Source organism: Nonlabens sp. SY33080 (assembly GCF_011784885.1).
GTDB lineage: Bacteria > Bacteroidota > Bacteroidia > Flavobacteriales > Flavobacteriaceae > Nonlabens > Nonlabens tegetincola.
In genome coordinates, this window is record NZ_CP050461.1 from 783,673 (window position 1) to 809,031 (window position 25,359).

A 25,359-nucleotide genomic window follows, 5' to 3' on the forward strand; every position below is an offset into this window, starting at 1 on the left:
ATGACAAAAAAAGAAATTAAAATCTCATCAGAGTTTAAGGCTCAAACTACCAAAGCGATAATGTCCATTACATTTTTCATTTTGACTTATGTCCTAATGTTAGTCTTGGCTGTTGGTTTAACTTTTTTATGCATCTATGGAGGTATTATGTTAATAGCTATCCGACCAATGTTCATCACAATAGCATTGGGAATTGGATTAGCAAGTTTAGGTGTGCTTGTTTTAATCTTTTTACTAAAGTTTATATTTAGATCACACAAAGTTGATCGATCTCATCTCTTCGAAATTACTAAAGAAGATGAACCTGAACTTTTCGATCTTATTAAAAATATAGTGAATCAGGTCGGTACAACATTTCCTAAAAAAGTTTATCTATCAACTGATGTGAATGCAGCAGTTTTCTATGACTCTAGTTTTTGGAGTATGTTCTTGCCTGTAAGAAAGAATCTTCAAATAGGACTGGGACTTGTTAACGTAGTATCTAAAGCAGAATTAACAGCAATTTTGAGTCATGAGTTTGGCCATTTTTCTCAAAAAACAATGAAAGTAGGAAGCTATGTTTATAATGTAAATCAAGTAATTTACAATCTACTTTACGATAATGAATCCTACGATAGGCTAATTCAAAGCTGGGCTAATGTAAGTGGCTATTTTTCAATTTTTGTTGTTTTGGCTGTGAAAATTATAGAAGGAGTCCAGGCGATTCTAAGGCTAGTTTATGAAATAGTAAACAAAAGCTATATGGGTTTGTCAAGAGAAATGGAATTTCATGCAGATGAAATTGCTTCTAGCGTAACTGGGTTTGAACCATTAAAGAATTCATTACTTAGAATGTCAATAGCAGACCATTCTTTCAATTATGTTTTGTCCTTTTATGACGGAAAAATTAATTCAAATCAAAAAAGCGAGAATTTATATAAAGAACACTTATTTGTAATGAATTTTCTTGCTGAAGACAGTAATATAAAAATTGAAAATAGTCTCCCTAAGGTTACATATGAGGAATTAAACAAATTCAATAAATCCAAATTAGTAATTAAAGATCAATGGGCTTCACACCCAAGTACTGAAGATAGGATAGAGATGTTAGAAAAAACAGGAATGTCTTCTCAAGAGACAGAATTCATTCCTGCATCTAAGGTTTTCAAGAACATTATTAAAACTCAAAAAGAACTTACCAATAAGATTTTCAACAATGTTCAATATCAAGGAGAACCGATTTCTATTCCATTTGAAGAGTTCAAAAATGAATACAGAAATGAGTTTTCAAAAAACTCATTTTCTAAGATGTACAATAGTTATTATGACAATAAAAATCCTATTCTGTTTGATATAAATGCTGCAAAATCAATTAAAGAATTAGTGGGAATAGATGAAATATTCTCTGACGACATGGTTGATTTAGTTTATACTGCAATAGCCCTACAAGATGACATTGAGACTATTAAGCAAATTGCTGAAAAAGCAATTCCAATTAAAACATTTGACTACGATGGACAAAAGTACAAACAGAAAGATAGTAAAGAACTAATAGAGAATCTTGATAAAGAACTGAAAATGATAAATGATCAAATCAAGCAAAACGACATTAGAATTTTTAACTTTTTTAAACGAATCGAACAAAAAGCTATTGACACTCCTGAATTGGAAAATCTTTATAGAGATTTTTTCGATTTTGATAAAGAGTTCGGTACCAAATACGAACCTTACATAAAACTTTCAAATGAATTGCAATTTGTAGAGTTGACGACTCCTTTTGATCAGATTCGTTCAAATTTCGCAAGAATCAAACCAATTGAAGTAAAATTAAAAAATGGCATTAAAGAATTGTTATCGGACAATAGGTATCAAACAGTAATAACGAAAGAGATCAAAGATAATTTTGAATTATATCTTTCGAAACAATGGCAATATTTCGGTAATGATAAATACTTTGACAATAATCTAAAAATCATATTTACAGCAATGAATAATTATGCTTTTGTTTTATCAAGAGGGTATTTTTTATTGAAAAAGCGATTATTGGATTATCAAAAGGAAATTTTAAAAACTACACACAACAACGTGTATAGTGTATAGCACCCTACGGGATGCTACGACACCATGACCAAAACCGTTGCTGGACGATACCTACGGTCGTTCAGGCCATTTCGCTAGCGCTCAATTCTCTCCTGAACTTATAGGTTAGTTTCACGCGTGTCTTCCTCTCGCAAACTGCATTTGCTCGTCGGAGACAAGTCGCTGTAATTTGCTTTTATCTAACTATATTTATAACCTAAACAATTAAACACTAACCAGCGTTACTGGTACCGTCAACAACTTCGGTTATAGCAAATTTGTGCATTCCTCTCATGCCGCTTTCGCGAAAGCGCACTCGTAGGATGCAAGAATGGCTACCGTACACTTTAGAATGCTACTTATTCTGCTTGAACTTGCCATAATCGTGCGTGTTACCAACAAGCTTGAACAGTTTTTATATGTTGTTATTTAATGTAAAATAAGGTCTTTTATAGTATTTCGCGCAACCTTTCTACATTTTACACATCTTGTTAAAAATAAATATCAACTAATTATGAAAAAAATCAACATCACATCACTAATAACTTTCATAGTGCTTTCACTTTTATTATTTAATTGTGAAAACAATGATGACAACTCAGAAGTAATCAATGCAGACACGTACTCGTCCATGGATGGTTTAATACAAGCATTAAAACCGAGTGCACAAACATTTACAATAGACCCTACAACTGATGAAACGGTAACTGGAGCAGATGGAACGATTATATCAATAAATGCAAACGCATTTACTGATGATAATAACAATCTAATAGGAACACCAGTAACAGTCAAATTAAGAGAACATTTAACTCTTGAAGATATGATATTAGCTAATGTTCAAACAAGTTCTAATAATCAAATTTTAGTGACTGGTGGAAGTTTTAGTTTGACTTTTGAAGACGAAAATGGCTCTAGTATAAATGTAAATCCTTGGGCTATTCAAGCTCAAATACCTGTACAGACAGATATAACAGGCTATGAAAACCAAATGCAATACTATAAAGGAGAATCCAGTATCGTGGATAATAGAGAAATGGTGGACTGGGAATTAGGGACAAACTCACAAGCTGATTTAGGTAATGGGATATTTTTCATTTCAGGTTTGGATCAAGGATTTGCAAATTGCGATGTTTTATATGACATGGCAGGCGACACACCAACACAGTTTGAGGTTAGCGTATCTGACGTTACAGATTATTCAGAAACTACCGTTTGGATGGTGATTGAAGATTTTCCATCTGTAATTATGATTAGCTCATTAAATGATACTAGAACAGCCCTGTCAACATACGAGAATTCAATACCAACAGGTCTAAACGCAACACTAATCGCTATAAGCGTAGATGAAGATAATTATTTAAAGTTTGGAAGTCTACCTATTACGGTTTTAGGTGATGATGTTTTTAATATTGATTTAGATTATGGAACTACCCAAGAATTAACAACGTTAATTCAAAATATAGCCAATTAGATAAATAAAGGTGAGAATTAGATAATCATCGAATTCGGATGAATATGAAAATTTGAAATAGCAAAAAAATGGAAGTTATAAAACTTTAACTATAACTCAAGTTGTGTATTAGAAAAGCCTATTGACAACACCGTGTATAGCCCATTGCTGTTGAATTCTTAATCGAAATTTAACAGCAATTTTGCTATCTTCGGTTTACGTCGGAAAATCCTCGCGGATTTTCACGCAACTACGCATAGCCACAAAACCGTTTCTGGACGATACCTACGGTCGTTCAGGCCATTTCGCTAGCGCTCAATTCTCTCCTGAACTTATAAGTTAGAACCACGCGTGTCTTCCTCTCGCAAACTGCGTTTGCTCGTCGGAGACAAGTCGCTGTAATTTGCTTTTATCTAACTATATTTATAACCTAAACAAATAAACACTAACCAGCGTTACTGGTACCGTCCACAACTTCGGTTATAGCAAATTTGTGCATTCCTCTCATGCCGCTTTCGCGAAAGCGCACTCGTCGGATGCAAGAATGGCTACCGTACACTCTAGAATGCTACGCATTCTGCGTGAACTCGCCATAACCTGTGTATGTTGTGTGTAAGCTGAAAAAAAGAAAACCGAATGACAGAAATTACGATTGAAAACCAATTTGAAACGCAGAATAGCGGATTTGAAATCGCAAAAAAAAGATACAGAATTTTAGCCTTCATTATTGATTTTTACATTTTTGGAATTATCGGATTTATTCTTGGATTTTTCTTTGGGACACCATTGGAAGACGAAGTTGGATATAATTTGAATGGTTTACCAGCTTTTGGAATGTTTCTAATTGGATTCTTTTTATGGCCAATTAGCGAGGGAATTTGGGGACAAACAATTGGAAAAAGATTTTTGAACTTAAAAGTAGTAAAGAATGAATTTAAATCAATCGGAATCGGACAAGCGTTCGGTCGATTTTTTCTCGGATTTATCGATTACATCTTTCTGATTGGATTAATAATTGCAGCGAATAATAAACAAAATAAACGCATCGGAGATTTAGCAGCGAATACAATAGTTGTTCGGACTAAAAAGCCTACACACAACAATGTATAACAGCAATTACGGTGGATTCCAACTTAGTCCGAATCCACTCGGTAATTACTGACGTCTGTACTTTATCCGAAAATACTTGCTAATTTATCCCGTAACTAACGGTTATATTTAATATTACCTATAAGCTGAACTAAAGCATTTCACCTCTCGCAGGATAGCCTGACTGAACAATATAATCCACCGCTTTTACAAAAGAAGGCAAATAAGGTCTTCCCCAAGGATTACTGTTTATTGCTGAATAATAAACTTCATTTTTACTATCAATTAAAAATAGCCCTGGTTCACTAAACTGACTTGGTTCACCATCTTTTACAGATGCACTTAAATACAAAGCCCAATTCCTTGCTGATTTTTCAGATAAACCATAGCCCAAAGTAAGATTAGATAATTCCCATTTTTGTTGAGAAAGAAGAGCTCTCTTTTCGGTATCCATACTTACAGCTACGACGTTAACGCCTCGTTGCTCAAATTGGGGTAACAACTCTTGTAATTGTTGCAAATACTTTTTACATAAAGGACAATGCAATCCTCGATAGAATGCTAGTAACGTAAAGTTTTCAGGATTTTGATCTGCCAAATTCCATTGATTTCCATCTAATAATGAAAACCGTAATTCTGGGGCTTTACTTTTTGGTGTTGGTCTACTCATATTAAATACGTTAAAAGTTTGCCTTCAAATGATTTTCAAAACGATTAAAATCATTCTCTATTTCTGGATTTTTCATTACATCATATGCCATAAATGTGGGTAATGCTTCAAGACCAAACCATTTGAAATTAAGATGTATTGGTTTTAAAAGTTCATCTTCACTTATTCCATTAAAAAATGTTTCATCTGGATTATTAAAAGCTTCTTTTGGTGCATTTGCTGTTACTGACATCATATACTTTCCCTTTAGCTTTCCTCCTAGTCCGTAATTCTTCTTTGGCGCTTCTTTACTTCTACCATCACCATCAGACATTTCGCCCATCATACCCATGGAAAATACTTCATCAATGTATTTTTTAAACGACCAACTTACGCTCATCCAGTTCAATGGTGTCTGAAAAAAGACTACATCTGCCCATTTGAATTTTTCAATTTCTTCATTGACATCATAATCAACTGCCATTGTGGTTTTCTTGATATTGTAACCATTGCTCTTAAAGTAGCTTTCCGCTTTTTCAACTAAAGCAGCGTTTAATTTTCCTTCAGAAAATGGATATTTTTGATGTCCGTTGATTATAAAAATATTTTTCATTTTAAATTTTTAATTACATTTGTTTCACAAAGAAACTAATAATGGTTTAATTTAGAAACTATTGTGCCTGCATTTGAATAAATATGTGGTAACCAAAAAGTAACTAATGGCTAGAAAATATATAGACAATCCAAATGCTTGTTCCCTTGTTCATACGATGAACATAATTGGTAATAAATGGAAACCGATTATTATATATTTATTATCAAATGGATCTATGCGATTTGGAATGCTCAATACACTAATTCCAACAATTTCAAAAAAGGTACTTACGAACCAATTGAAAGAATTAGAAAATGATGGATTGCTTTTAAGACAGTCTTTTGCTGAAATTCCACCAAGAGTTGAATATTCATTGACTGAAAAAGCGGTTGGACTTTTACCTGTTTTAAGAATGTTAAGCGATTGGGCAAATGAGTCGTATCCCGAAATGGACTTTGAACAATGTAGAATCATAGAGAATGAAAAAAGTCAGGCTATAACAGAGAATTGAGATAAAATACAACTCATTATAACACTTTTTAATTTCATTGAACTTTTGAATTACAGTGCATAACACAATCCTAGTATCACTGTTCAATAGGCTCATTTTCTCAATCTTCACTCCTACTTTATTCGTATTGATTTAAGTATATTTGAGAAAACGAATAACTAACCAAACCAACAGCTACCGTTCACTTTAGAAGGCGAAGCATTCTGCGTGAACTCGCCATAACCTGTGCGTGTTGTGCATAAGCTAAAAAAACATTGTGGCTAAAATTTATATTCTTCTTTTTAAACTGATTTTTATTCCAAATAGAGCGGAATATTGTACGTGTGCACCACTTCCTCATTGGAAAAAAGCAACACCTAAAGAATACGAATACGCTGATGATGTAATCATAGCAGATGTTATAATTGATGAAAACGAAATCGGTTATAAAATTACAGTTTGCGAAGTTTTTAAAGGAGATTTGAAAACTGGTCAAATTCTAAATGGAAAAAATTTTGGAACTTGTGGACCTTATGTCGATAAAGACGGAGAATGGGTTCTTTTTGGAGCAAACACAACGTATTTTAAAGTAAATGACTGCGGACTGTCCTCGAATATTGCTGAACCTCGTGAACTATTACCGCCACTGCCACCACCAAATTCTGGAATTGATTATGATAAGCTAATCGAAAAACGAAGAAAAGAAGCGAGAGAAAACATTAAGAAACAAATCCAAATGTTGCGAAGAATTAGCAACGCGGATTGAATTGGGAAAGTATCAAAAGTGCGAATAAGCCTATGCACAACAAGGGCTATACGAAATTTCTCGATTCTTGTTCATCACAAAATTTTCTACGGTTTAGGTATATTTGGTAAGACAAGGCTAAGGCACGCAACTGCGCATACCCGCAAACCGTTGGCAAACATTTGAACAAACCAAAAACTGAAAGAAAAATTGAAAGCTGAATTTATTTACCAACCTACTTCTGGAGAGTATGAGGAGAAAACTTTTGACTTAAATACAGTTTGGAAAAGTCAAATATGGAGTTGGACAAAATTCACCACAAAAGACGGAATTGAATGGGTTGGAGCTTTTCGTGGAGAACCAAAAAAAACTGCAATAGCGGAAAGAATAAATCAAGTTGCAGTTTTGACAAGTGATGGACTTTTTATATTGGATATTGATAAAAAAGAAACCCTCTTTTTTGACCAACAAACTGAATTTAGAGAATTAGCAGAATCACCAACAAAAGACCAATTCATTATTGCGGATTATGACCAAATTGTAATAATTGACAAAGATTTTAAAACAGAATATATAAATCTCGATTTCGGAATTGACAATATTGTGTTTAAAAATTATATTGGAACGAAATTGAGAATTAATTTTGAGAAACTACCTGATTATGAAATTATAAATGGAGTTTTGAATACTGAAAACTGGAAAATTGAAACGGAGGAATAAAACCTGTGCTACAACAATGAACTAAGCTAAAACCAAGTGCTTTTATAGTAAGTTTCTAGCATAATTTGGATCCTAACACAATCCTGATTTCACTATTCAATAGGCTCATTTTCTCAGTCTTCACTCCTACTTTATTAGTATGGAATTCAATATATTTGAGAAAACTAAATACTAACCAAACCAACCGCTACCGTACACTATATAACACTACGCTTTCTACGTGAATTCGCCATAACCTGTGCGTGTTGGGTACAATTTTACCAAACCGAATGTTTAACATCTTCAAGAAGAAAATGAAAAAAGGCTGTCCTGCCTGCAATAAAGAAAAAATATTTGCTTTTTCGGAAGAACTTATTGGGACAAGATATAAAGCGAACGTTGAGAAAGTTGAGACAATTGGAACTACGGATTTGTATAAATGCTCGGGTTGTAACACTGATTATTTCAAAGAAAAGAATATGTATAATAAATTGACTAAAAACTCAAAAGAGTTATTAGTTGAATTTTATAATCGACATTTAGTATTAAATGAGAAATTAAGAAAACAAATTGACCAAATTGGAATTACAGATGATTGGAATTCGGATAAATTAATTCCTGCCAAAATAGAACTGAATAATGGAATGATACACGATTTCGCAAGAATACGAATCTCAAAAAATCCACCAATGGGATATTATTTTGATTTGTTCGAAACAGTAATCTACATAGATGAAGTGAAATCAATCAATCAGAGTGAATTTTCGTTATCGAAAGAGGTTAGAGATAAATCAAAAAATGCAGAAGAATTAAGAATGAGTTTTTATCCAACAGTATTACAAACTGCTGACAAAAGAAAGATTGTTATTAACAGCTTGACTCTATTCTTTGATTTTCAAAATATAAAAGGTTCGGAATTATCGCTCGCAAATGAGTTCTGGGATTTTAAGAATGATAAGTATATCTATGCGACTGAAACTCTGAAAGAAATTTTAGTAATAGTAAAAGAATAAAAAACCACGCACAACAATGAACTAAGCTAAAACCAAGTGTTTTTTCGATTAGTTTCTAGCATAATTCGGATTCTAACACAATCCTGATATCACTATTCAATAGGCTCATTTTCTCAGTCTTCACTCCTAATTTATTAGTCTGAAATTCAATATCTTTGAGAAAACGAATAACTAACCAAACAAACAACTACCGTACACTATAGAATGCTGCGCATTCTGCGTGAACTCGCCATAACCTGTGCGTGTAGTGCATAATTACGCAAAATGAAAATTCATCAAATTATATTTAACAAAACTCAAAGTCTCTTAAAGCATCACTTAGGAGATAAATTGAATATTGATATTGAAAAATATGATGATGGATATGAAGCTACTCATCTGACAATAATTGATACTGATATTTGGATTTCTTGTGATAACTGGGAAATAACAATTGGAAGCGGATTTAATCATAGACACTATAATCCTGAATTTGATAATATGAATGATATTATTCAGGATTTATTTGATTTGCTAACTCAGAGAAAAAGAATCACTGAATATTACAAAGGAAAAACTTGTTATAAAAAAAAGACTGAAATTGAAATTGGAGAATCAAAATATAAAGAATTAAGCACTTCTTTGACATGGTTATTTCCGTTCTGGAAACCCACAAAAGAGAAAGTGTTTTATGAAGATAAATTAATTGATAAAACTGATATTATAACGGAAATTGAAGAAATAAAAAACTATGCACAACAAGGTGTATAAAACATCGATAATAAGTGCTAGGCCGTAAGGTTTGTGTATATTTAGAAAGTCCACCATTTTTTTATTCGGCTTGTTATAAGAGAAAAATTAATAACAAAATATAAAAATTCGGCTCTGTGTTAATCCGAAAAGTTAGTATCTTTTTATACGATACGTTTCATACACAGGGCGTTGGCAGTAATTTGAGAATGACGAACTTTACAATTGAAAAACACAAATTATTATCGGAGTTAGATTCCGAAATTAAACTGAATCCTGACAATGGAATTCTGAAATCATTACGGCGGAATTTAAACTCATACCAATCAGTTTCTGAACTGAATGGAACTTTAAGCAGAATTGTTGTAGACAGTCTCGGTTTTAAATTTAAAATCGGAGAAAAATTAATTGAATTTGAGAATTATTTCTCTGACTTTTCAAACTCAATTCGTTCGACTGAGTTGAGGCGTTTAGCGAAAAAATTAATTAATCAAAATACGAGAATTACGTTTTATGGAAAAGCTTGGTCTGAAAATAAAGCGGATTGGATGTATTTTGATAAGGTACTTGATTTAAAAAAAATACGGAAAAAATTCGCATTTGGAGAAAACATAATTGAGCATCAGAATTTGGATATTAGGTCTGGATTAGAAAGCGGATTTATTGACAAAAACACTGACGAGGGAATAATGGGAAAAATAAAAACTACACACAACAATCAACTAAGCTAAAAACCAAGTGTTTTTTTGATTAGTTTCTAGTGTAATTTGGATCCTAACATAATCCTGATTTCACTATTCAATAGGCTCATTTTCTCAATCCTCACTGCTACTTTATTAGTATGGAATTCAATATATTTGAGAAAACTAATTACTAACCAAACCAACAGCTACCGTACACTCTAGAATGCTGCGCATTCTGCGTGAACTCGCCATAACCTGTGCGTGTTGTATGCAATTTGAAAAAAACCAAATTGAATTAAATATGTGGAAACCAATAACAGAAAAGGAACTCTACTCTGAAATCTGGAATGCTGAATATGAATTGGAAGGAAAACATCTTAATTTTTGGAATCTAATAAATATAAGTCCCGAAAAATGGAGCGAACCAAGCTTTGGAAATGAAGGTGGCGGATTTTGGGTTGTGGCGATTTGTGGTCGGAAAATAATTTGGTACAATGATATTGAGGAAGGATTTAATATTTCCAACTATACAGAATACGGAAAAATAAACGGATATTATTGCAATCAAGACAACTTGAGCACAGCAGTTTCAAGATTATTTGAATTAATAACTTTCGGTGGAGAAATTATAGGACAAGCTGAACCACCAATAAATATGGAATAAAAACTACACACAACAATGAACTAAACTAAAAACCAAGTGTTCTTTAGATTAGTTTCTAGCATAATTCGAATCCTAACACAATCCTGTTATCACTATTCAATATGCTTGTTTTCTCAGTCCTCACTACTACCTTATTAGTATGGAATTCAATATATTTGAAAAAACTAATTACTAACCAAACCAAAAGCTACGTATACTTTAGAAGGCATAGCATTCTGCGTGAACTCGCCATAACCTGTGCGTGTTGTATACAATTTGAAAAATGTCGAAATCAATTCAAATTTTAATAATTCTAGTAACACTTTCTGCTTGCGGAAGAAGTTCGAATGAAATGAAAACACCTATAAATGCGAATGAAAAGTTTGCAGAATTTATTGCAAAGGAAAAGTTCTTAGCTGAAAAACAGTATCCAGGAATTGCTGACGAAAAAATGCGACCAATTTTTACGGAAAAAATAAACCAAGTTGCGTCTGAATTTAAAACTCTTGCGGAATCTGATAATCCGACTGACGAAAAATATCAAGAAAAAATTAGAATTGGACTTTCAAGGTTCTCGGACGTTTATATGGAGTTGGACACAGAAGACCGAGAAAGAGTCTGCACATACATTGAGGAGCTAATGGATATTGTCGAACTAGAAAGCTCAAATGGACTATTGAATAAATTTTTGTACGGTTTTGACCCAAATGAATTGATCAAAAAGAACTAAATGACTAATAAAGAAATTGAAACACTAGATTTATTCATCAATAGAACTTCTATGTGGATAAATCCAATTGATAAAAACACTATAACTTCATTTATTCACGGATTTGAAGCTGGTACAGATAAAAAGTCCTTCACTTCCTTGCTAAAAGATTACCTTGAATCTGAACACAATATTAATGGCTCAAATCAAGGTTGGCCTAACCAAGTATTGTTATATGCACAGAAAAATGAATTAAGCTGGAGTAATGCATTTCTGGAATTGGGAATAACAATCATATCGAAATTAAAAACTGTTTCTGACAATGAACTAAGCTAAAAACCAAGCGTTTTTTTGATTAGTTTCTAGCATAATTTGGATCATAAGGCTATCCTGAATTCAATATGAAATATGCTTGTTTTCTCAGTCCTCACTCCTGCTATGTTTTCTTCTATTTAGGTATATTTGAGAAAACAAAATACTAACCAAACCAACAGCCACCGTACACTTTAGAAAGCATATCATTCTGCCTGAACTCGCCATAACTTGTGCGTGTTGGCCACAATGTAAGCCAATCAATGAGCAAAAAAATATTAACCATAATGCTTTTAACTTCTATACTTAACTTTTTTGGTTGTAAAGGGAAAAATGAACCTGAAAAAACAAAAGAAGATGCTGAATTTGAACAGTTTCTTGAACAGTCCAAAAACAGCATTGATGAATTCAAAAATCGGAAAATCTACAAGGAAATGACAACTGAAATTTTGGACTCAATTCCTGATGATCGGATTGAACAAGCAATTTTTGACAACATTTACGAGATTATCGGAGATGACTATGAAAATGAATTAAGTAATGTAAAAAAACTTTCAATAGGACAGCGAGCCTTCTTCTCGACTTGGATAATCGAAGGAGAAGTCAATAATGGTGGATTTAATCAATTCTACTTTAATTCGAGCGGACAATATGCTCAAATGGCGGAAATTGGATTTATGACAATTGGAGCTGAAAAGTTTTCGGAATTGACAAAGCGGGCGAATAAAATTTACTCGGAAAATAAGGAACGACTTGAGGAATTTGACGATGGAACGATGGAAAGTTTTAGTGAATCCTATAAAGACAATCCGCTCAATGATTTGGACACTGAATTTTATAACCTTTATGATTCCGAAAAAATTGGAGAATTAAGAATAAAATACATTCGAGAAAACAAAAACGAATTTATAACTGAATAATAAAAACACAGTGGCTAACAATGTATAAAATTAATTGCTAGGCACTAACTTACTAACGTAAATCCTCGCGGATATAGTTTGTTGTGCACTCGCTAAATCAAGTGAAAAATCCTATTATTCAAATGAAAATTGAAAACCTTACCGATTTACCTCTAATGGGTAAGCTAATTTTTGATGCTAAACATATCAAGCTTTTTAAATCAAGTGCTGAAGAGCTTACATTATTGATTGAAGACACAGAATTGTTTGATTACCTAGATGACTGTTTAATCGAAAAAACCAATATTAGAATTAACCATTACCAGCAAATCAATGTTAATTCTCTTATTCTTTATTTAATTTTCTTTGACAACGACCAAGAAGAAAAATTGATAGAATTCATTAATCGTCTTGATACTAATGAAATTAACAAAATTTGGAGCCTAAACAGTAAAAAACCAGATGTAGAATAGAGCAATAGAGTTTTTTCAAGACTCTTTGAATACCAGCAACCTCAAGCAATCAATAGTGATAAAGTTGATTAAATATATTATTATAATTGTTATTGCGACTGGAATAGTATTGTCATTAATTTTTGGTATTGAGTATTCCTGTCAAGGAAAAGAAGTTTTTCCTACTTATTTTGGAAGTCCCTTTATTTTTAAAAAGACATCTTTAGGAAGTTCGATGGAATTTTTCTACAGTGTTTCTGGATTAATCGTGAATATTATCATTTGGAGTATTTTAATCACATGGATTAATAGACTAGCTCTCAGACTAATTCAAAAATCTAGATTAAAATTTATTTTTTACTCAATTTATAAAACAGTTGTCGTGTTGCTTCTCCTTTTCTCCATATTGAACATCATTATTGATTCTTCTTTAATGGGAAATGGATTTCAGAAGGGTTTAAATTATTGGTATATAGATCTTGATAAAGAAGCTGAAGACTGGGAAATGAATTGTGATGGAAAATGGATACTTTTAAAAGTAAATAAATTACCTGCCTGATAAGGAAGTATCCACCTTTGAATCTGTAATGATGTTTCTTTAGGCGGTTTTTAGCTAATCGTGATTGCAACATCAATAAAAAATCAAACTACACGCCATTTTTTTACTAGCTTTAAACCACACAAGCAACACTAACCAATGAAAAAAATAAAAAGAATTGCGCTCGTTTTACTAGCACTTGTAATTTGGACAGCATTTGTAGGCTTTGGATTTATTGACGGCTTTCTATTGCGCCCTATCACCTCAAAAAAAACTTCTGATAGTTTTATAAACGCTACCCAGGATGTGGTTGATCAAGAGTTCGTGGGCAATTTTGCCATGACTCTTATAGAAAACGGTGAGGTTTCACAAGAATATTTCTATGCCCAACAAGGTAACGTAGATCAAAATACCGTTTTTCCTGTTGCCTCTATAAGTAAATGGATCACCTCGTTTGGAGTTTTAAAACTGGTACAGCAAGGTAACATAGATCTAGACACACCGGTTGATAAGTACCTAACTCGATGGCAACTACCCGACAGTGATTTTGACAACAATAAAGTAACAGTAAGACGCTTATTATCACATTCCTCAGGATTGATTGACGATTTAGGTTACAGTGGTTTTGCGGCTACTGACAGCATACAAACCATTGAAGAATCCCTAAATAAAGCTGCCGACACAGATTACTCTGATGGTGTGGCTATTGTAGGAGTTGAACCTGGAAGCCAGTACTTGTATTCTGGCGCTGGTTATACCATCCTACAATTACTTATTGAAGAAGTAAGCGGTCAACCCTTTACCCAGTATATGAAAAATGAGGTTTTTGATCCGTTAGAAATGTACCATTCTACCTTTCAATATCAGGACGCAACCAATAAACAACTAGCCCAGGTCTATAAAGAAAACGGTGAGGTACGACCTATGAACAGGTTCACCGCACTAGCTGCAGCCGGATTGTACACTACTACTCACGATCTAGCTAAATTTTTAAACGCAAATGTGTCTGAAAATCCTGTGCTCTCAAGCTCAACTATTAATGAAATGGCCACTGCCGAAACCTTTATAGGCACCACTGGTATTTATGGTTTGGGACCTCATCTTTATAGTCAAAATGACCCAGACTCTCAAATAATTGGGCACGATGGTAGCGGTAACAACGCCATCAATACGGCGGCTAGAATTGACCTTAAATCCAAAGACGGTATCATTATTTTGGAAACGGGTAATTATGATATCGCATCGCGCATGGCAGATGAATGGATCTTCTGGAAAGCAGGAATTGCCGATTACGTAGTAATGCAACGCAATAAATCCTACCTTTTGACCTTGTTGTTGGTAGGTTATCTTCTAATTATTATCGGCGCTATTTTTATATTCAAAAGCAGTAGCAAACAGTCATAAAGGCTTTCTGTATGCAATAGTTACCGCAGTTTTTAGCTCTTGACAATGAGTAATCGTACCTAATAGTAGGAAGTTTATTCCGCTTTCGCGAAAGCGTAAACACCACACCACTACTCTATAACAACAAACACGTTAAACCTGCACACACAGCCATCATGAACGAACTGAAGAATTTAAAAAATTAGGCTACAACTTACCAGAAGCTTCCACTCCAGATGGTAGTTATGTTTCAGTTAATGTAAGAGGTCGTATTGCCTATATAGCGATACAATTTCCCATTTTAAATGGAACCTATAAATTTCAAGGAAAACTGGGAAAAGAAGTGACCACACAGCAAGGATATCAAGCCATGGAATTGTGCGCGTTAAATGTACTAGCGCAAATAAAGGAAAAAATAGGTTTTGATAATCTACTAGGAATTAACCACATAGATGGGTATTATCAAGCTGCGCCCGATTGGGATGAATCACCGCAGGTAGTTAATGGAGCCTCTGATTTGTTTTTAAAAATTCTGGAAGAGAAAGGACAACACAGTCGGGCAATTTTTGGAGTGCACAACCTGCCTCGCAACTTCTGCGTTGGGTTAACGGTTACTTGTACGTTACACAATTAAGCAGCTATTGATTGAATAAAACATTCCATAAATAAACTGATTATAAGGTAAAGTCGCTATTCGTTATGGAATAATCGATCAAATAACTATTGAAATTGTACTTTTAGAAACTTAAAACCCAACACGAGATACAACCACCACAAGGAATGAGTAGAACGCATTTTCACACCTTTGACGCCATGCGTTTTTTTGCCTTTTTACTGGTGTTTCTATTGCATTTACCTAAAACCAATATTCCCTATGTCGATTTTTTCTTGAAAAGCGGTTCTATAGGTGTTATTTTCTTCTTTGTATTGAGTGGTTTTCTCATTACCTACATCCTACTTTATGAAAAGGAAAACCGTGGTAGTATATCCCTTAAAAAGTTTTTTGCACGCAGAATTCTTAGGATCTGGCCGTTATTTTATTTGCTAGTAGCATTTGCTTACTTATCGCCTTATTTACTCAGGCTATTCCACATTCCTTTTGAAAATCAAGGCTATGAACCTAGGCTATGGGTATCCTTACTATTTGCTGAAAATTATATGATGATGATCACCGATCAATTTCCCGATGGTGCTCCTTTACGAGTAATGTGGTCCATTTGTATAGAGGAACATTTTTACATTCTTTGGGGCATTTTATTCTATTTGCTGCCAGTCAAACGCATTCTTCCTCTATCGCTTTGTTGCATATTGCTCGCTCATATGGTGCGGTTTATTTATGCTTATTACGACATTGCTCCCATAGATTTATTTACACATCTGGACTATTTTGCCTTTGGTGCTATACCAGCGTACTTGTTCATGTATAAAAAACACACGATTGAGCAACTCAATAAAATTCCTAAGGCAGTCAAATACCTTTTTGCATTAATAACACTAGGCGTAGTTTTCACTATACCTAACCTAGAATGGGAACAAATAGATTATCTTTTTCCTTTATTATGGGGAATACTTTTCTCAGTTTGTATACTCTTTACCTTGGGAAGCAATCCGCTAAGGATAAGTAACAATTCCTGGTTGACAAAGTTGGGTTTATACACCTATGGTTTGTACTTATACCATACTATTATCATCTTGTTGCTGTTGAAATTTATTCCCGTATTGCAATTCTCGCATTGGCTATTACTATCGGCTAGCGCATTACTGCTCACGATACTTGTGAGTATCATCTCCTATCGTGTATTTGAAAAGCCCTTTTTAAGATTGAAAAAGCACTTCTATTAATTTTGATAACCAACGCTGCACAACCCATCAATAAGGTATATCTGCAAGAATTACAGGATCCCGCAAAACAATCTAGATAATCATTAAGTTAAAAATTGTTGGGTTGTTGAGTACGCTTTCGCGAAAGCGTACTAATTCAAGACCCTTTTTGGTAATACTCAGACTTTATCTAGTTAAAATGTTGGTCCAAAAAATGTTGGTATTTAGTTCGCTCCTTTTCAACATCGGCATTTTTTTCAATATCATGAAAATGAGTAGTGCCTAGTAAACTAAGACCGATGAATTGATTCATTTTGTGAAAACCGAACAAAGGACCGTCATCGACGCTGGTTTGATTGAAAAACTCATTTTTAAGAGTAAAGGCCTCTTGCGGTGCATTCCAACTGGTGGTAAGTAGGTACTTTTTACCATGCAAACTACCACCTGTACCATAGTTTATTGCAGGATTGCTCCTGCTCCTACCATCACTTTTATAGATTCCTTTTTGGTGGCCGGCTGTAAAAACTTTATCCAGGTATTCCTTAAAACCAAAAGGTAGTTGAAACCACCAAATAGGCGTGTGATAAATGATAACATCGGCCCAAACGAATTTCTCCACTTCTTCTTGTAACTCATAACTATCGCCTACTTGAGTGGTTTTGATTGCATAATTACCAGTAGACTGTAAATAGGAAACTGTAGTTTCTAGTAAGGTTCTATTGAATCGGCCAGGTGAATGTGCAAAAGCATGACCACCATTGATAATAAAGATATTTTTCATTGTTTCTAAATTCAAATTTTAGACAAAACTACAGGCAGTACATGTATTATAAAAATAATATAAATTATACATTTGTATAAATATTTTAATACATGATGAATTTAGAATGGTATAGGACTTTCATAGCGATTTATGAAAAACATACCTTGACTAAGGCAGCCGAATATTTATATACCTCACAACCAGGAGTAAGTGTTCATTTAAATGCGCTCGAGTCCTACATTGGTAAAAAACTATTTGAACGTACATCTAGGAAAATGATTCCTACTGAAGACGGCAAGCTCTTGTACAGCAATATCATTGAACCTATTAAAAAATTAGAACGCGCCGAACAGCACTTTAAAAGAACTTCAAAAGATGTTATTCCTTCTATTAATATAGGCATGTGTACAGAAACGTTCCAAACTATTCTTGAAAATGAAGTGCCTACTTTACCCTTTAATCTAGTGGCAAAATTTGGAGAACATCAAGACCTAATGAAAGATTTGAATAAAGGTTTGCTTGATCTAGTTATCACACCTCGTAAACATGATAAGTACACGCTTACACAGTACGAGGCGTTTGCGCAAGAACATATTGTTATGGTTGCTGGTAGCGATACAGATGTCAAACAGATTACAGCATTAATCGAGGAACAGAATTTCGATCTTTTAGAATCCGAATTAAAAACAAGAGTATGGTACAGTGCTTCCAATGAAATGGAACATTTCAGACGCTTTTGGTACGAGAGTTTTAAGAAGCGAGTAGATTTTAAACCTAATTATATTTTACCGAATATTGGTTCTATCATAAGATGTATTGAAAATAACAACGGATTTGCCATTGTTCCCGATTTTTTGGTCAAATCATCGATTGAAAGTAATAAAGTAAAACTTGTCTGGCGCGGTAAAAAAGCCGTTTCAAATACCTTATATTTCGCTACTAGAGAAGATTTAAAATTTAAGAAAGAAATCAACTGTATCAAAGATATCTTTATAAGAAAAATGAAGAATACTTCGGTGCTTGGTGTATAATCAGAAGTTTGTCAAAATTTGGGTAATGCAGACTATAAACCATTTTTATAGAGTTAAATGAGCACTATTATGTTCTACCCTATTAAATCTTCCTTCAAATTATAAATTATGTTGTAACCACAAATACTACTAACTCAATATGTTTTTTCCTAAGGACATTCTTTATGTCAAATTATACCTGGATAAGATTGAAATTAGAAATATTCGAACTTTAAAATCCATTACTTCTTATCCACAATTAAAATACTCAAATGATAGGCTGTTGGTTGCTAATTTTGATCATGCAAGAACTGAATTAAAAAAGAGTATTGCCCAAGTGACGACCAATAATAAACTTACTAAAATTGCAACTGTCGTTTTTCAACCCATGCATACTAGTATTACTGATTTTAGTCAGGTAGAATTAATGAGTTTTAGGGATTTATGTAACACTTGTGGAGCTTGTAAAGTATTTCTTTATTTGGAAAAAGACACATTAACAGATGCAAGTATTTTACAAAACTTAACTTCTAAAAATTCCGTTTTTACCATTTGATGAAAATCCTCAATTGCTGAGACTAGATAATTCTGGTTGCATTTATTCCGTGGACAGCACATTCAAAAGTTTATTTAAAGAATAAAGTATCTAAGTATTATCAGTTGTTATAAATAAGCAATCTAGGTAGACTCATCAAAAAACAAAGCTAGATTCCTGATGATTTGGGTATATTTGAAAGGATAAGCATTAGCCACACCAAAGACCAACTTGCACTCTGGAATAACATGTTTCTAAATAAACAAACCATGCATGTATGTTTTTCGGTCATTTAAAACCTACTTGAAAATTACAGTTCATGAGTTTTTTAAGAAAAAAAGATCAAATTTTAGCTGCTCTTGGAAATATTAGAGCTATGGAAAGGTTACACGTTGATACCTATACCGAAGGGAAAATTAAAAACATTACGGGTAAAAAAATAGCAGAATCCAAACAAGGTCAACTTTGGATCAGTTTTCAAAATTTAAATGGTTTTTTGTTTATGAATTGTACCATACTCTCTCGTAAATCTTTAAAAACTTCACGCGGCTCTAAACTATTACTGCTTACAAAAGAATATGAAATTGAATTAGACTCAGACGAAAAAATAATCGAACCTGACTTCTCAAATGTTTCAAATACTTGGATAACAAAAATGAGCTTTGTTTTATCAAATAAAGAAAAGAAAATAATTGAAGAGAGAAGTTTTGAAGAAATCGGATATCATTTTAAAAAAGAGAGTCTAAATTTTAAAATGAAAAAATAAAAACGATTAGAGCAAAAATCTAAAGAGAAAATTGTCTTATTCAATTTTCATTACATATTCAATTACTCGTTTTTTCAGCATGATATCAATTCTTTAGATTTTTCTGTTCATGGCGTAATAGTTTCATAACAAAAATAAACTTAAAATAAAACCATAATATGAAGACAATTTTATAATGTTCTCTCTTCATTTTTGATGATGAATTTTAAATGTCATCAAATGAATTTATCAAAGGTTTTTGAATATTATTACCAAATTGAAAAATTAAAACAAGCTTACAATAATGCTAGAAGTATTAAAGACAAATGGCTTATTTATGGAGAATATTATAAAATATCGAAATCAAAAAGAACAGAATATTTTTCTCAAAATAGACTCGCTTTTTACGGAAAATATCCATTTAATTGGTACTCTAGTTTTTCTTATTTAGAAAAAAGGACTTGGGAAGATATATCTTATATAAATGTTCCATTATATCCACAATATCCTGTCAAAAATTTCTTTATTGATTTTGCCAATCCAGATTTAAAAATAGGTCTTGAAGTTGATGGTTCCAATTATCATGACATTGAAAGGGATTTTAAAATAGATACTAAACTTGCAAAATTTGATTGGAAAATATATCGATCTCCTTATTCTGAATCAAAAAGAGAATATATGGATATTATCGATTTAGAAAAAAATGAAATTACTGGTTCAGAAAAGCAAGAAGCTATAGAACATTGGATTATGAAAACAACTAATGGACTTATCCATGCTATTAAATATTGGTATTTTTTGAATCAAGAACAAAAGCTTCATAATTATCGTTTTCAATTACATCCTGACATTTTTCAACATACTGTAGACTTTCATCAATTGGCACGAAGATCCCTTATAGAACACAGATTAGCTACTTTTGATATAGGTAAACCTTATATAAAATGATAATAAGATAGTTAGTTTATGAAAATATATTTGCACATAACCCAGTTAAGCTATTAATAATTAAAAATGCTGACCGAAAAAGAATAATTATCCAAGTATTTAAATCGATATGCCTATATAGCTAAGGAAGAAGTTGATCTTATTTTCAGATTAATGGAAATTCGTAAAACAAAAAAATCTGAATTCCTTCTAGCATCAGGCAATATTTGTAGATATCAGTACTTTATTTTAAACGGTTTAACTAGAACCTTTTACATTGACAGTAATGGAAATGAAAAAATAACTCAATTTGCTATGGAGAATTGGTGGCATACCAATTGGCATAGTTATAAAAGTGAAACACCATCTGAGAGTTACATACAAGCATTGGAAAATACCACTGTATTACTAATAAGAAAATCTGATCTAGAACACGTATTCGAGAAAATTCCCAATCTTGAACGAGCATTCAGAAAAATAACCGAAAATTGGCTTATCGCCATTCAAAGGCGCAGCGAGTTCTATCTTAAATTGGACAGTAAAAGCAGGTATGAAAAATTCATTTCAGCTCTACCTGACTTCGCACAGCGCGTACCACAATACATGATCGCTTCCTATTTAGAAATCACACCTCAACATTTAAGCACGATAAGAGCAAAACTTGTTTATTAAGATATCTTAACTTATTTCGTATTTCTGAAAAATACATTTGTTCCGAATAAAACAAATAAAACATGGAACGAATATCATTTAAAGAAATCCCTAATAACGTATTGGAAAAACTAATAGGTTTAGAAAACTATATCAATAACTCAAACCTAGATATAACATTATTAGAATTAATGCGCCTAAGGGTAGCACAAATTAATGGATGTGCCTACTGTGTTGATATGCATTACAAAGAATTGAAGAACCTGGGAGAAACCGATTTACGTTTGTCTACGCTCGTGGTTTGGGAAGAAACAAACTTTTTTACCGATAAGGAAAGAGCGGTATTGCGTTTTACAGAAGTACTCACTACACTTAATGGTAAACCTATTTCAAATGCTCAATACAATGATTTAAGTAGTTTTTTCATCAATGATGAGATCATCACTTTAACTTTAGCGATTGCTCAAATCAATACATGGACTAGATTAATGAAAACATTTCAAATCGAGGCTGGTAAGTACAAAGTGAATCATTAAAAACAGAGGTATTTAAACATTTTTCAGATAGATCCTACTTGATCAAAATAGACCTTTATGGATTACGCTTTCGCGAAAGCGTAAACACCACCATCCTAGTGTATAATTAGTGTCATACGTTTAATGAGCAAGTATCTATAGGCATAGGTTTTCCTATTCCTGTTACTTAAAACATGGTATCTTTAACCACAATTTAATGCTTAAGCCTACTTGTAACCTTATAACAATATGAAAATGAATATTCATAAAATGGTAATTATCGTGTTAACGATAAGCTTTATAAGTTGTAAAAAACAAGATGTTAAGGATCACTCCGATCACGTGGAAAGGAATATGGATTTGAAAAATGAACTGGAAACCATTTTAATCAAAGATCAAGGAATAAGGGAACTTGTAAATGGAAATGTAAGTGATGAAAGAAAAGCAGAATTACTAGTACAAATGCAAATCAATGAATCGGATATTGAAGGAAATAAACGATTTGAACTCATGCAACAAATTGACAGTATTAATCTTGCTAATATCGAAAAAATCATTGAAAAATATGGTTATCCTGGTAAATCCCTAGTAGGAGAACCTGCAAACAAAGCGGCTTTTTACGTCATACAACATTCCAAACAAATAGGCACCTATTTACCATTGATTAGAGAGGCTGCAGCGGCTGGTGACATCGCTCAAACATCCCTAGCAATGATGGAAGATAGGAACCTGATGGAGCAAGGTCAAGAACAGATTTATGGAACACAAATCAAAGGAAAAGCCAATAAACAAGGGGCATGGATCTATTTCTTGTGGCCTGTTAAAAATGCAGATTCGGTTAATTTAAGGAGAAAAGAAGTTGGATTTGACCAAAGCCTTGAAGAATACCTAAAAAGTATGGATGTAGAGTTCCAATTGTACACCTTAAATGAAGTAAATGAACTGTAACATATTTTACAACAACTGATTACCTTTCATAAACTCTTTTTTATCTATCTTTAAAAGATTATGACTCATGCTTAACGACTGGTTAGTCGTGCATGCTGTCAATCAATCAAAAAATTAAAAGAGTTTGAAGTATTTTATTGTAACCCTAGCAGTTGCTATAGTCCTCGGTTTGATAGGCTGTGACAGTAAGGAAAAAACATCCCAAATAGCCTATGCCTCGCAACCTATCACCACGCCTACTCCTTTTGCCAAAGGAGTAATTTCAACTAGTGACAATAGCGAGTTTGATATAACTTTTACTCCAGATGGGCTTACAGCCTACTTTTCTAGAAGAGCTCCAGGAGAAAAACAAAAGATCTATGTCACTCGATTTTTATATGAATCCTGGTCAACTCCTACCCTAGCCGAATTCTCGACAGACCGTGACGAAACGGCCTTTATTTCTCCTGATGGCAAGTATTTTTTCTTTGGATCAGAACGACCGATTCCTGATAAACCCAATCAAGGGAATTTTGATATGAATATCTGGATGATGGAAAAAACTAAAGATGGATGGAGCGATCCAAAACCTTTACCAGAACCTATTAATGAAGTTCAAATTAAAGAGGAAGAATGGCCGTCATCCAACAATAATTTCTTTTTTACCAACGACAATTACAGGTACTATTACACCACGATGATGCGCGGTACACAAAGTGTAAAACTGTATACAACTACTTATGATGGAGAAACATTTTCACAACCCGAAGTGATTAATGGCATTTTTGAAGATGATAAAACCTGGATTTATTCTGCTGTACTTTCTCCAAATGGTGAGTATCTTGTCTTTAACTCTTACGATGCTCCAGGAGGAACCGGTGGTGAAGATGTATTCATTTCAAAAAAAACAGTTGACGGTTGGAGCAAGGCCAAACCTATAGGGAGCCTTATCAACACAAAGGATGAGGAAAGCAGTCCTCGATTTTCTAGAGACGGCAAGTATTTCTTTTTTAGCCGTGCGGAAAATTTAGGTAATTATGAATACGGTGAATGGAGTATTTATTTTATCGAAACAGAATCTCTCCACCTAGAAAACCTATTTGAACAGTAATTAAAAAACCTAAATGTTCTTCTGAAAAAAATAACTTAGTTCCATGAAAAATACCTCGTACTTTTTTTATTTCACTCTATTAGTTGCTTTGCTTTTTGCTGTGCAACCTGCCATAGCGCAAGAAGATGACTTTATCAATGAATATATTGAACGGCTGGAACGATCTAAAGAATATTTGATTCTGGTGGCAGAAACCATGCCCGAAGAGCAATATTCCTATCGCCCTACTGAAGAATCTCTCAGTTTTGCCGAAAACTTAATGCATATAGGTTGGGCCATGGATTGGCACAGTCAATCCTTAATGGGCGGAAGACCTGCTAGAGATTGGAACACCGATACAGAACTAAAAGTGGATAAAAAAAGTAAAGCGGAGATGATTGCCAAAATCAAAGAAACCTTTAATCTTACTATAACGTTTATCAAGAGTTTTGATACGAATAAATTAAGCGAGCGACTGGATTATTTTGGTGCCAATAGAACTAAAAGACAAATTTTATTATTACTTACCGATCATATTACCCATCATAGAGGTCAAATGCTTGTCCACTTGCGTTTAAATGGTTTAAAACCGCCTAGATATGTTCTTTATCAATAGTGTATTTGTTTTAGGTGCTGCAAGGATTATAATGATTATCTAATTACTCAAATCATTTCTTATTGCTATAAATTTGTTGTTGAAACCTTATGCGACCTTCTTAATTACAACCAATCATGACCCATAGAGAAGCTCATAAAGATAATTTTACTATCTCGACAGATAAAAGCAAATTGGATCTAATAAGTATTCACGAATTTCTTTCTAAAGAAACCGATTGGGCACTTGGTATTCCTATAGACACTGTAAAGAAGTCGATTGAGAATTCTTTGTGTTTTGGTGTATATGATCAAGGTCAACAAATTGGTTTTGCTAGGGTAATTTCAGACTTCTCTACTATTGCTTACCTAGGTGACGTCTATGTTTTAAATGAATATCGCGGTAATGGTTTGAGCAAGTGGCTCATGGAAGAAATTATGAATCATCCCAACCTACAAGGGTTAAGACGCTGGATTCTACTCACTAATACGGCTGAATGGTTATACAAGAAATTCGGATTTACAGAAATTCCAAATCCAGAATTTTACATGGAGAAACACGATCCAAATGTTTATAAGTAAGATTAAAAAGTTCTTTTATTAGAAAAATGAACACTTTCACACCACAAAGAACTGAGATAA

The 25,359-nt window shown here is 33.2% G+C and carries 30 protein-coding genes and 1 pseudogene; 28 read left to right on the plus strand and 3 right to left on the minus strand.

The window, feature by feature from the left end:
- From HCN53_RS03515 to HCN53_RS03525, 3 genes are all read left to right on the plus strand, one after another.
- A complete protein-coding gene (locus HCN53_RS03515) occupies positions 1–2,079 on the plus strand; it encodes a M48 family metalloprotease (protein WP_167342044.1) in 2,079 nt (692 codons plus the stop codon).
- A gap of 493 nt (positions 2,080–2,572) precedes the next feature.
- Positions 2,573–3,532, plus strand: a complete 960-nt coding sequence (locus tag HCN53_RS03520) for a hypothetical protein (RefSeq protein ID WP_167342045.1) — start codon at positions 2,573–2,575, stop codon at positions 3,530–3,532.
- Between the two features lie 615 nt (positions 3,533–4,147).
- The gene (locus HCN53_RS03525; RefSeq protein WP_167342046.1) at positions 4,148–4,621 is read left to right on the plus strand and encodes an RDD family protein; all 474 of its coding nucleotides are present in this window, start codon (positions 4,148–4,150) and stop codon (positions 4,619–4,621) included.
- Positions 4,622–4,751: 130 nt separating this feature from the next.
- Here the strand turns inward: HCN53_RS03525 and HCN53_RS03530 are convergent, their stop codons facing one another.
- Together HCN53_RS03530 and HCN53_RS03535 are read right to left on the minus strand one after the other, a co-directional pair.
- Positions 4,752–5,270, minus strand: a complete 519-nt coding sequence (locus tag HCN53_RS03530) for a redoxin domain-containing protein (protein ID WP_167342047.1) — start codon at positions 5,268–5,270, stop codon at positions 4,752–4,754.
- 10 nt (positions 5,271–5,280) lie between these two features.
- Positions 5,281–5,862: an NAD(P)H-dependent oxidoreductase gene (locus HCN53_RS03535; RefSeq protein ID WP_167342048.1), complete on the minus strand. Its 582-nt coding sequence runs from the start codon at positions 5,860–5,862 to the stop codon at positions 5,281–5,283.
- 106 nt (positions 5,863–5,968) lie between these two features.
- On the opposite strand from HCN53_RS03535, the gene HCN53_RS03540 reads away from it, so the two are divergent.
- From HCN53_RS03540 to HCN53_RS03610, 15 genes and pseudogenes are all read left to right on the plus strand, one after another.
- Positions 5,969–6,355, plus strand: a complete 387-nt coding sequence (locus HCN53_RS03540; RefSeq protein ID WP_167342049.1) for a winged helix-turn-helix transcriptional regulator — start codon at positions 5,969–5,971, stop codon at positions 6,353–6,355.
- Positions 6,356–6,611: 256 nt separating this feature from the next.
- Positions 6,612–7,100, plus strand: a complete 489-nt coding sequence (locus HCN53_RS03545; protein WP_167342050.1) for a hypothetical protein — start codon at positions 6,612–6,614, stop codon at positions 7,098–7,100.
- A 189-nt stretch (positions 7,101–7,289) separates the two neighbouring features.
- Positions 7,290–7,799 (plus strand): hypothetical protein, encoded by a 510-nt coding sequence (locus HCN53_RS03550; protein WP_167342051.1) that lies wholly within the window; start codon positions 7,290–7,292, stop codon positions 7,797–7,799.
- Between the two features lie 293 nt (positions 7,800–8,092).
- Positions 8,093–8,791 carry a hypothetical protein gene (locus tag HCN53_RS03555; protein ID WP_167342052.1) on the plus strand — a complete coding sequence of 233 codons (699 nt, stop codon included), beginning with the start codon at positions 8,093–8,095 and terminating at the stop codon, positions 8,789–8,791.
- Positions 8,792–9,055: 264 nt separating this feature from the next.
- Complete coding sequence (locus HCN53_RS03560) at positions 9,056–9,541, plus strand: hypothetical protein (protein ID WP_167342053.1); 486 nt, start codon at positions 9,056–9,058, stop codon at positions 9,539–9,541.
- Between the two features lie 188 nt (positions 9,542–9,729).
- Positions 9,730–10,251, plus strand: coding sequence for a hypothetical protein (locus tag HCN53_RS03565; protein ID WP_167342054.1), 522 nt, complete (start codon positions 9,730–9,732; stop codon positions 10,249–10,251).
- A 220-nt stretch (positions 10,252–10,471) separates the two neighbouring features.
- Positions 10,472–10,867 (plus strand): hypothetical protein, encoded by a 396-nt coding sequence (locus HCN53_RS03570; RefSeq protein WP_240919385.1) that lies wholly within the window; start codon positions 10,472–10,474, stop codon positions 10,865–10,867.
- Between the two features lie 331 nt (positions 10,868–11,198).
- A complete protein-coding gene (locus HCN53_RS03575) occupies positions 11,199–11,576 on the plus strand; it encodes a DUF4844 domain-containing protein (RefSeq protein WP_240919386.1) in 378 nt (125 codons plus the stop codon).
- Complete coding sequence (locus HCN53_RS03580; protein WP_167342056.1) at positions 11,577–11,891, plus strand: hypothetical protein; 315 nt, start codon at positions 11,577–11,579, stop codon at positions 11,889–11,891.
- A gap of 239 nt (positions 11,892–12,130) precedes the next feature.
- A complete protein-coding gene (locus HCN53_RS03585) occupies positions 12,131–12,787 on the plus strand; it encodes a DUF4375 domain-containing protein (RefSeq protein ID WP_167342057.1) in 657 nt (218 codons plus the stop codon).
- Between the two features lie 122 nt (positions 12,788–12,909).
- On the plus strand, positions 12,910–13,239 hold the full coding sequence (locus tag HCN53_RS03590) for a hypothetical protein (RefSeq protein WP_167342058.1): 330 nt from the start codon (positions 12,910–12,912) through the stop codon (positions 13,237–13,239).
- 64 nt (positions 13,240–13,303) lie between these two features.
- Positions 13,304–13,777 carry a hypothetical protein gene (locus HCN53_RS03595; protein ID WP_167342059.1) on the plus strand — a complete coding sequence of 158 codons (474 nt, stop codon included), beginning with the start codon at positions 13,304–13,306 and terminating at the stop codon, positions 13,775–13,777.
- Positions 13,778–13,915: 138 nt separating this feature from the next.
- The gene (locus tag HCN53_RS03600) at positions 13,916–15,160 is read left to right on the plus strand and encodes a serine hydrolase domain-containing protein (RefSeq protein WP_167342060.1); all 1,245 of its coding nucleotides are present in this window, start codon (positions 13,916–13,918) and stop codon (positions 15,158–15,160) included.
- 244 nt (positions 15,161–15,404) lie between these two features.
- Positions 15,405–15,773, plus strand: a pseudogene (locus HCN53_RS03605) (RidA family protein); the annotation flags it as partial.
- Between the two features lie 146 nt (positions 15,774–15,919).
- Entirely contained in the window at positions 15,920–16,981 is a 1,062-nt protein-coding gene (locus tag HCN53_RS03610) for an acyltransferase family protein (protein WP_167342061.1), read from the plus strand.
- A gap of 169 nt (positions 16,982–17,150) precedes the next feature.
- Here the strand turns inward: HCN53_RS03610 and HCN53_RS03615 are convergent, their stop codons facing one another.
- A complete protein-coding gene (locus HCN53_RS03615; protein ID WP_167342062.1) occupies positions 17,151–17,741 on the minus strand; it encodes an NAD(P)H-dependent oxidoreductase in 591 nt (196 codons plus the stop codon).
- Positions 17,742–17,833: 92 nt separating this feature from the next.
- Between HCN53_RS03615 and HCN53_RS03620 the strand changes: the two genes are divergently transcribed.
- From HCN53_RS03620 to HCN53_RS03665, 10 genes are all read left to right on the plus strand, one after another.
- Complete coding sequence (locus HCN53_RS03620) at positions 17,834–18,754, plus strand: LysR family transcriptional regulator (RefSeq protein ID WP_167342063.1); 921 nt, start codon at positions 17,834–17,836, stop codon at positions 18,752–18,754.
- A 139-nt stretch (positions 18,755–18,893) separates the two neighbouring features.
- Positions 18,894–19,289 carry a hypothetical protein gene (locus tag HCN53_RS03625; protein WP_167342064.1) on the plus strand — a complete coding sequence of 132 codons (396 nt, stop codon included), beginning with the start codon at positions 18,894–18,896 and terminating at the stop codon, positions 19,287–19,289.
- Between the two features lie 298 nt (positions 19,290–19,587).
- Positions 19,588–20,034: a hypothetical protein gene (locus HCN53_RS03630; protein ID WP_167342065.1), complete on the plus strand. Its 447-nt coding sequence runs from the start codon at positions 19,588–19,590 to the stop codon at positions 20,032–20,034.
- A gap of 219 nt (positions 20,035–20,253) precedes the next feature.
- The gene (locus tag HCN53_RS03635) at positions 20,254–20,961 is read left to right on the plus strand and encodes a hypothetical protein (RefSeq protein WP_167342066.1); all 708 of its coding nucleotides are present in this window, start codon (positions 20,254–20,256) and stop codon (positions 20,959–20,961) included.
- A 153-nt stretch (positions 20,962–21,114) separates the two neighbouring features.
- Positions 21,115–21,612, plus strand: a complete 498-nt coding sequence (locus HCN53_RS03640) for a Crp/Fnr family transcriptional regulator (RefSeq protein ID WP_167342067.1) — start codon at positions 21,115–21,117, stop codon at positions 21,610–21,612.
- Positions 21,613–21,674: 62 nt separating this feature from the next.
- Positions 21,675–22,127: a carboxymuconolactone decarboxylase family protein gene (locus tag HCN53_RS03645; RefSeq protein WP_167342068.1), complete on the plus strand. Its 453-nt coding sequence runs from the start codon at positions 21,675–21,677 to the stop codon at positions 22,125–22,127.
- A 234-nt stretch (positions 22,128–22,361) separates the two neighbouring features.
- Positions 22,362–23,054, plus strand: a complete 693-nt coding sequence (locus HCN53_RS03650; protein WP_240919387.1) for a DUF6624 domain-containing protein — start codon at positions 22,362–22,364, stop codon at positions 23,052–23,054.
- A gap of 124 nt (positions 23,055–23,178) precedes the next feature.
- On the plus strand, positions 23,179–24,144 hold the full coding sequence (locus HCN53_RS03655) for a PD40 domain-containing protein (protein ID WP_167342069.1): 966 nt from the start codon (positions 23,179–23,181) through the stop codon (positions 24,142–24,144).
- A gap of 43 nt (positions 24,145–24,187) precedes the next feature.
- The gene (locus tag HCN53_RS03660; RefSeq protein WP_167342070.1) at positions 24,188–24,739 is read left to right on the plus strand and encodes a DinB family protein; all 552 of its coding nucleotides are present in this window, start codon (positions 24,188–24,190) and stop codon (positions 24,737–24,739) included.
- 116 nt (positions 24,740–24,855) lie between these two features.
- Positions 24,856–25,299: a GNAT family N-acetyltransferase gene (locus HCN53_RS03665; RefSeq protein ID WP_167342071.1), complete on the plus strand. Its 444-nt coding sequence runs from the start codon at positions 24,856–24,858 to the stop codon at positions 25,297–25,299.
- The last annotated feature ends 60 nt before the right edge of the window (positions 25,300–25,359 follow it).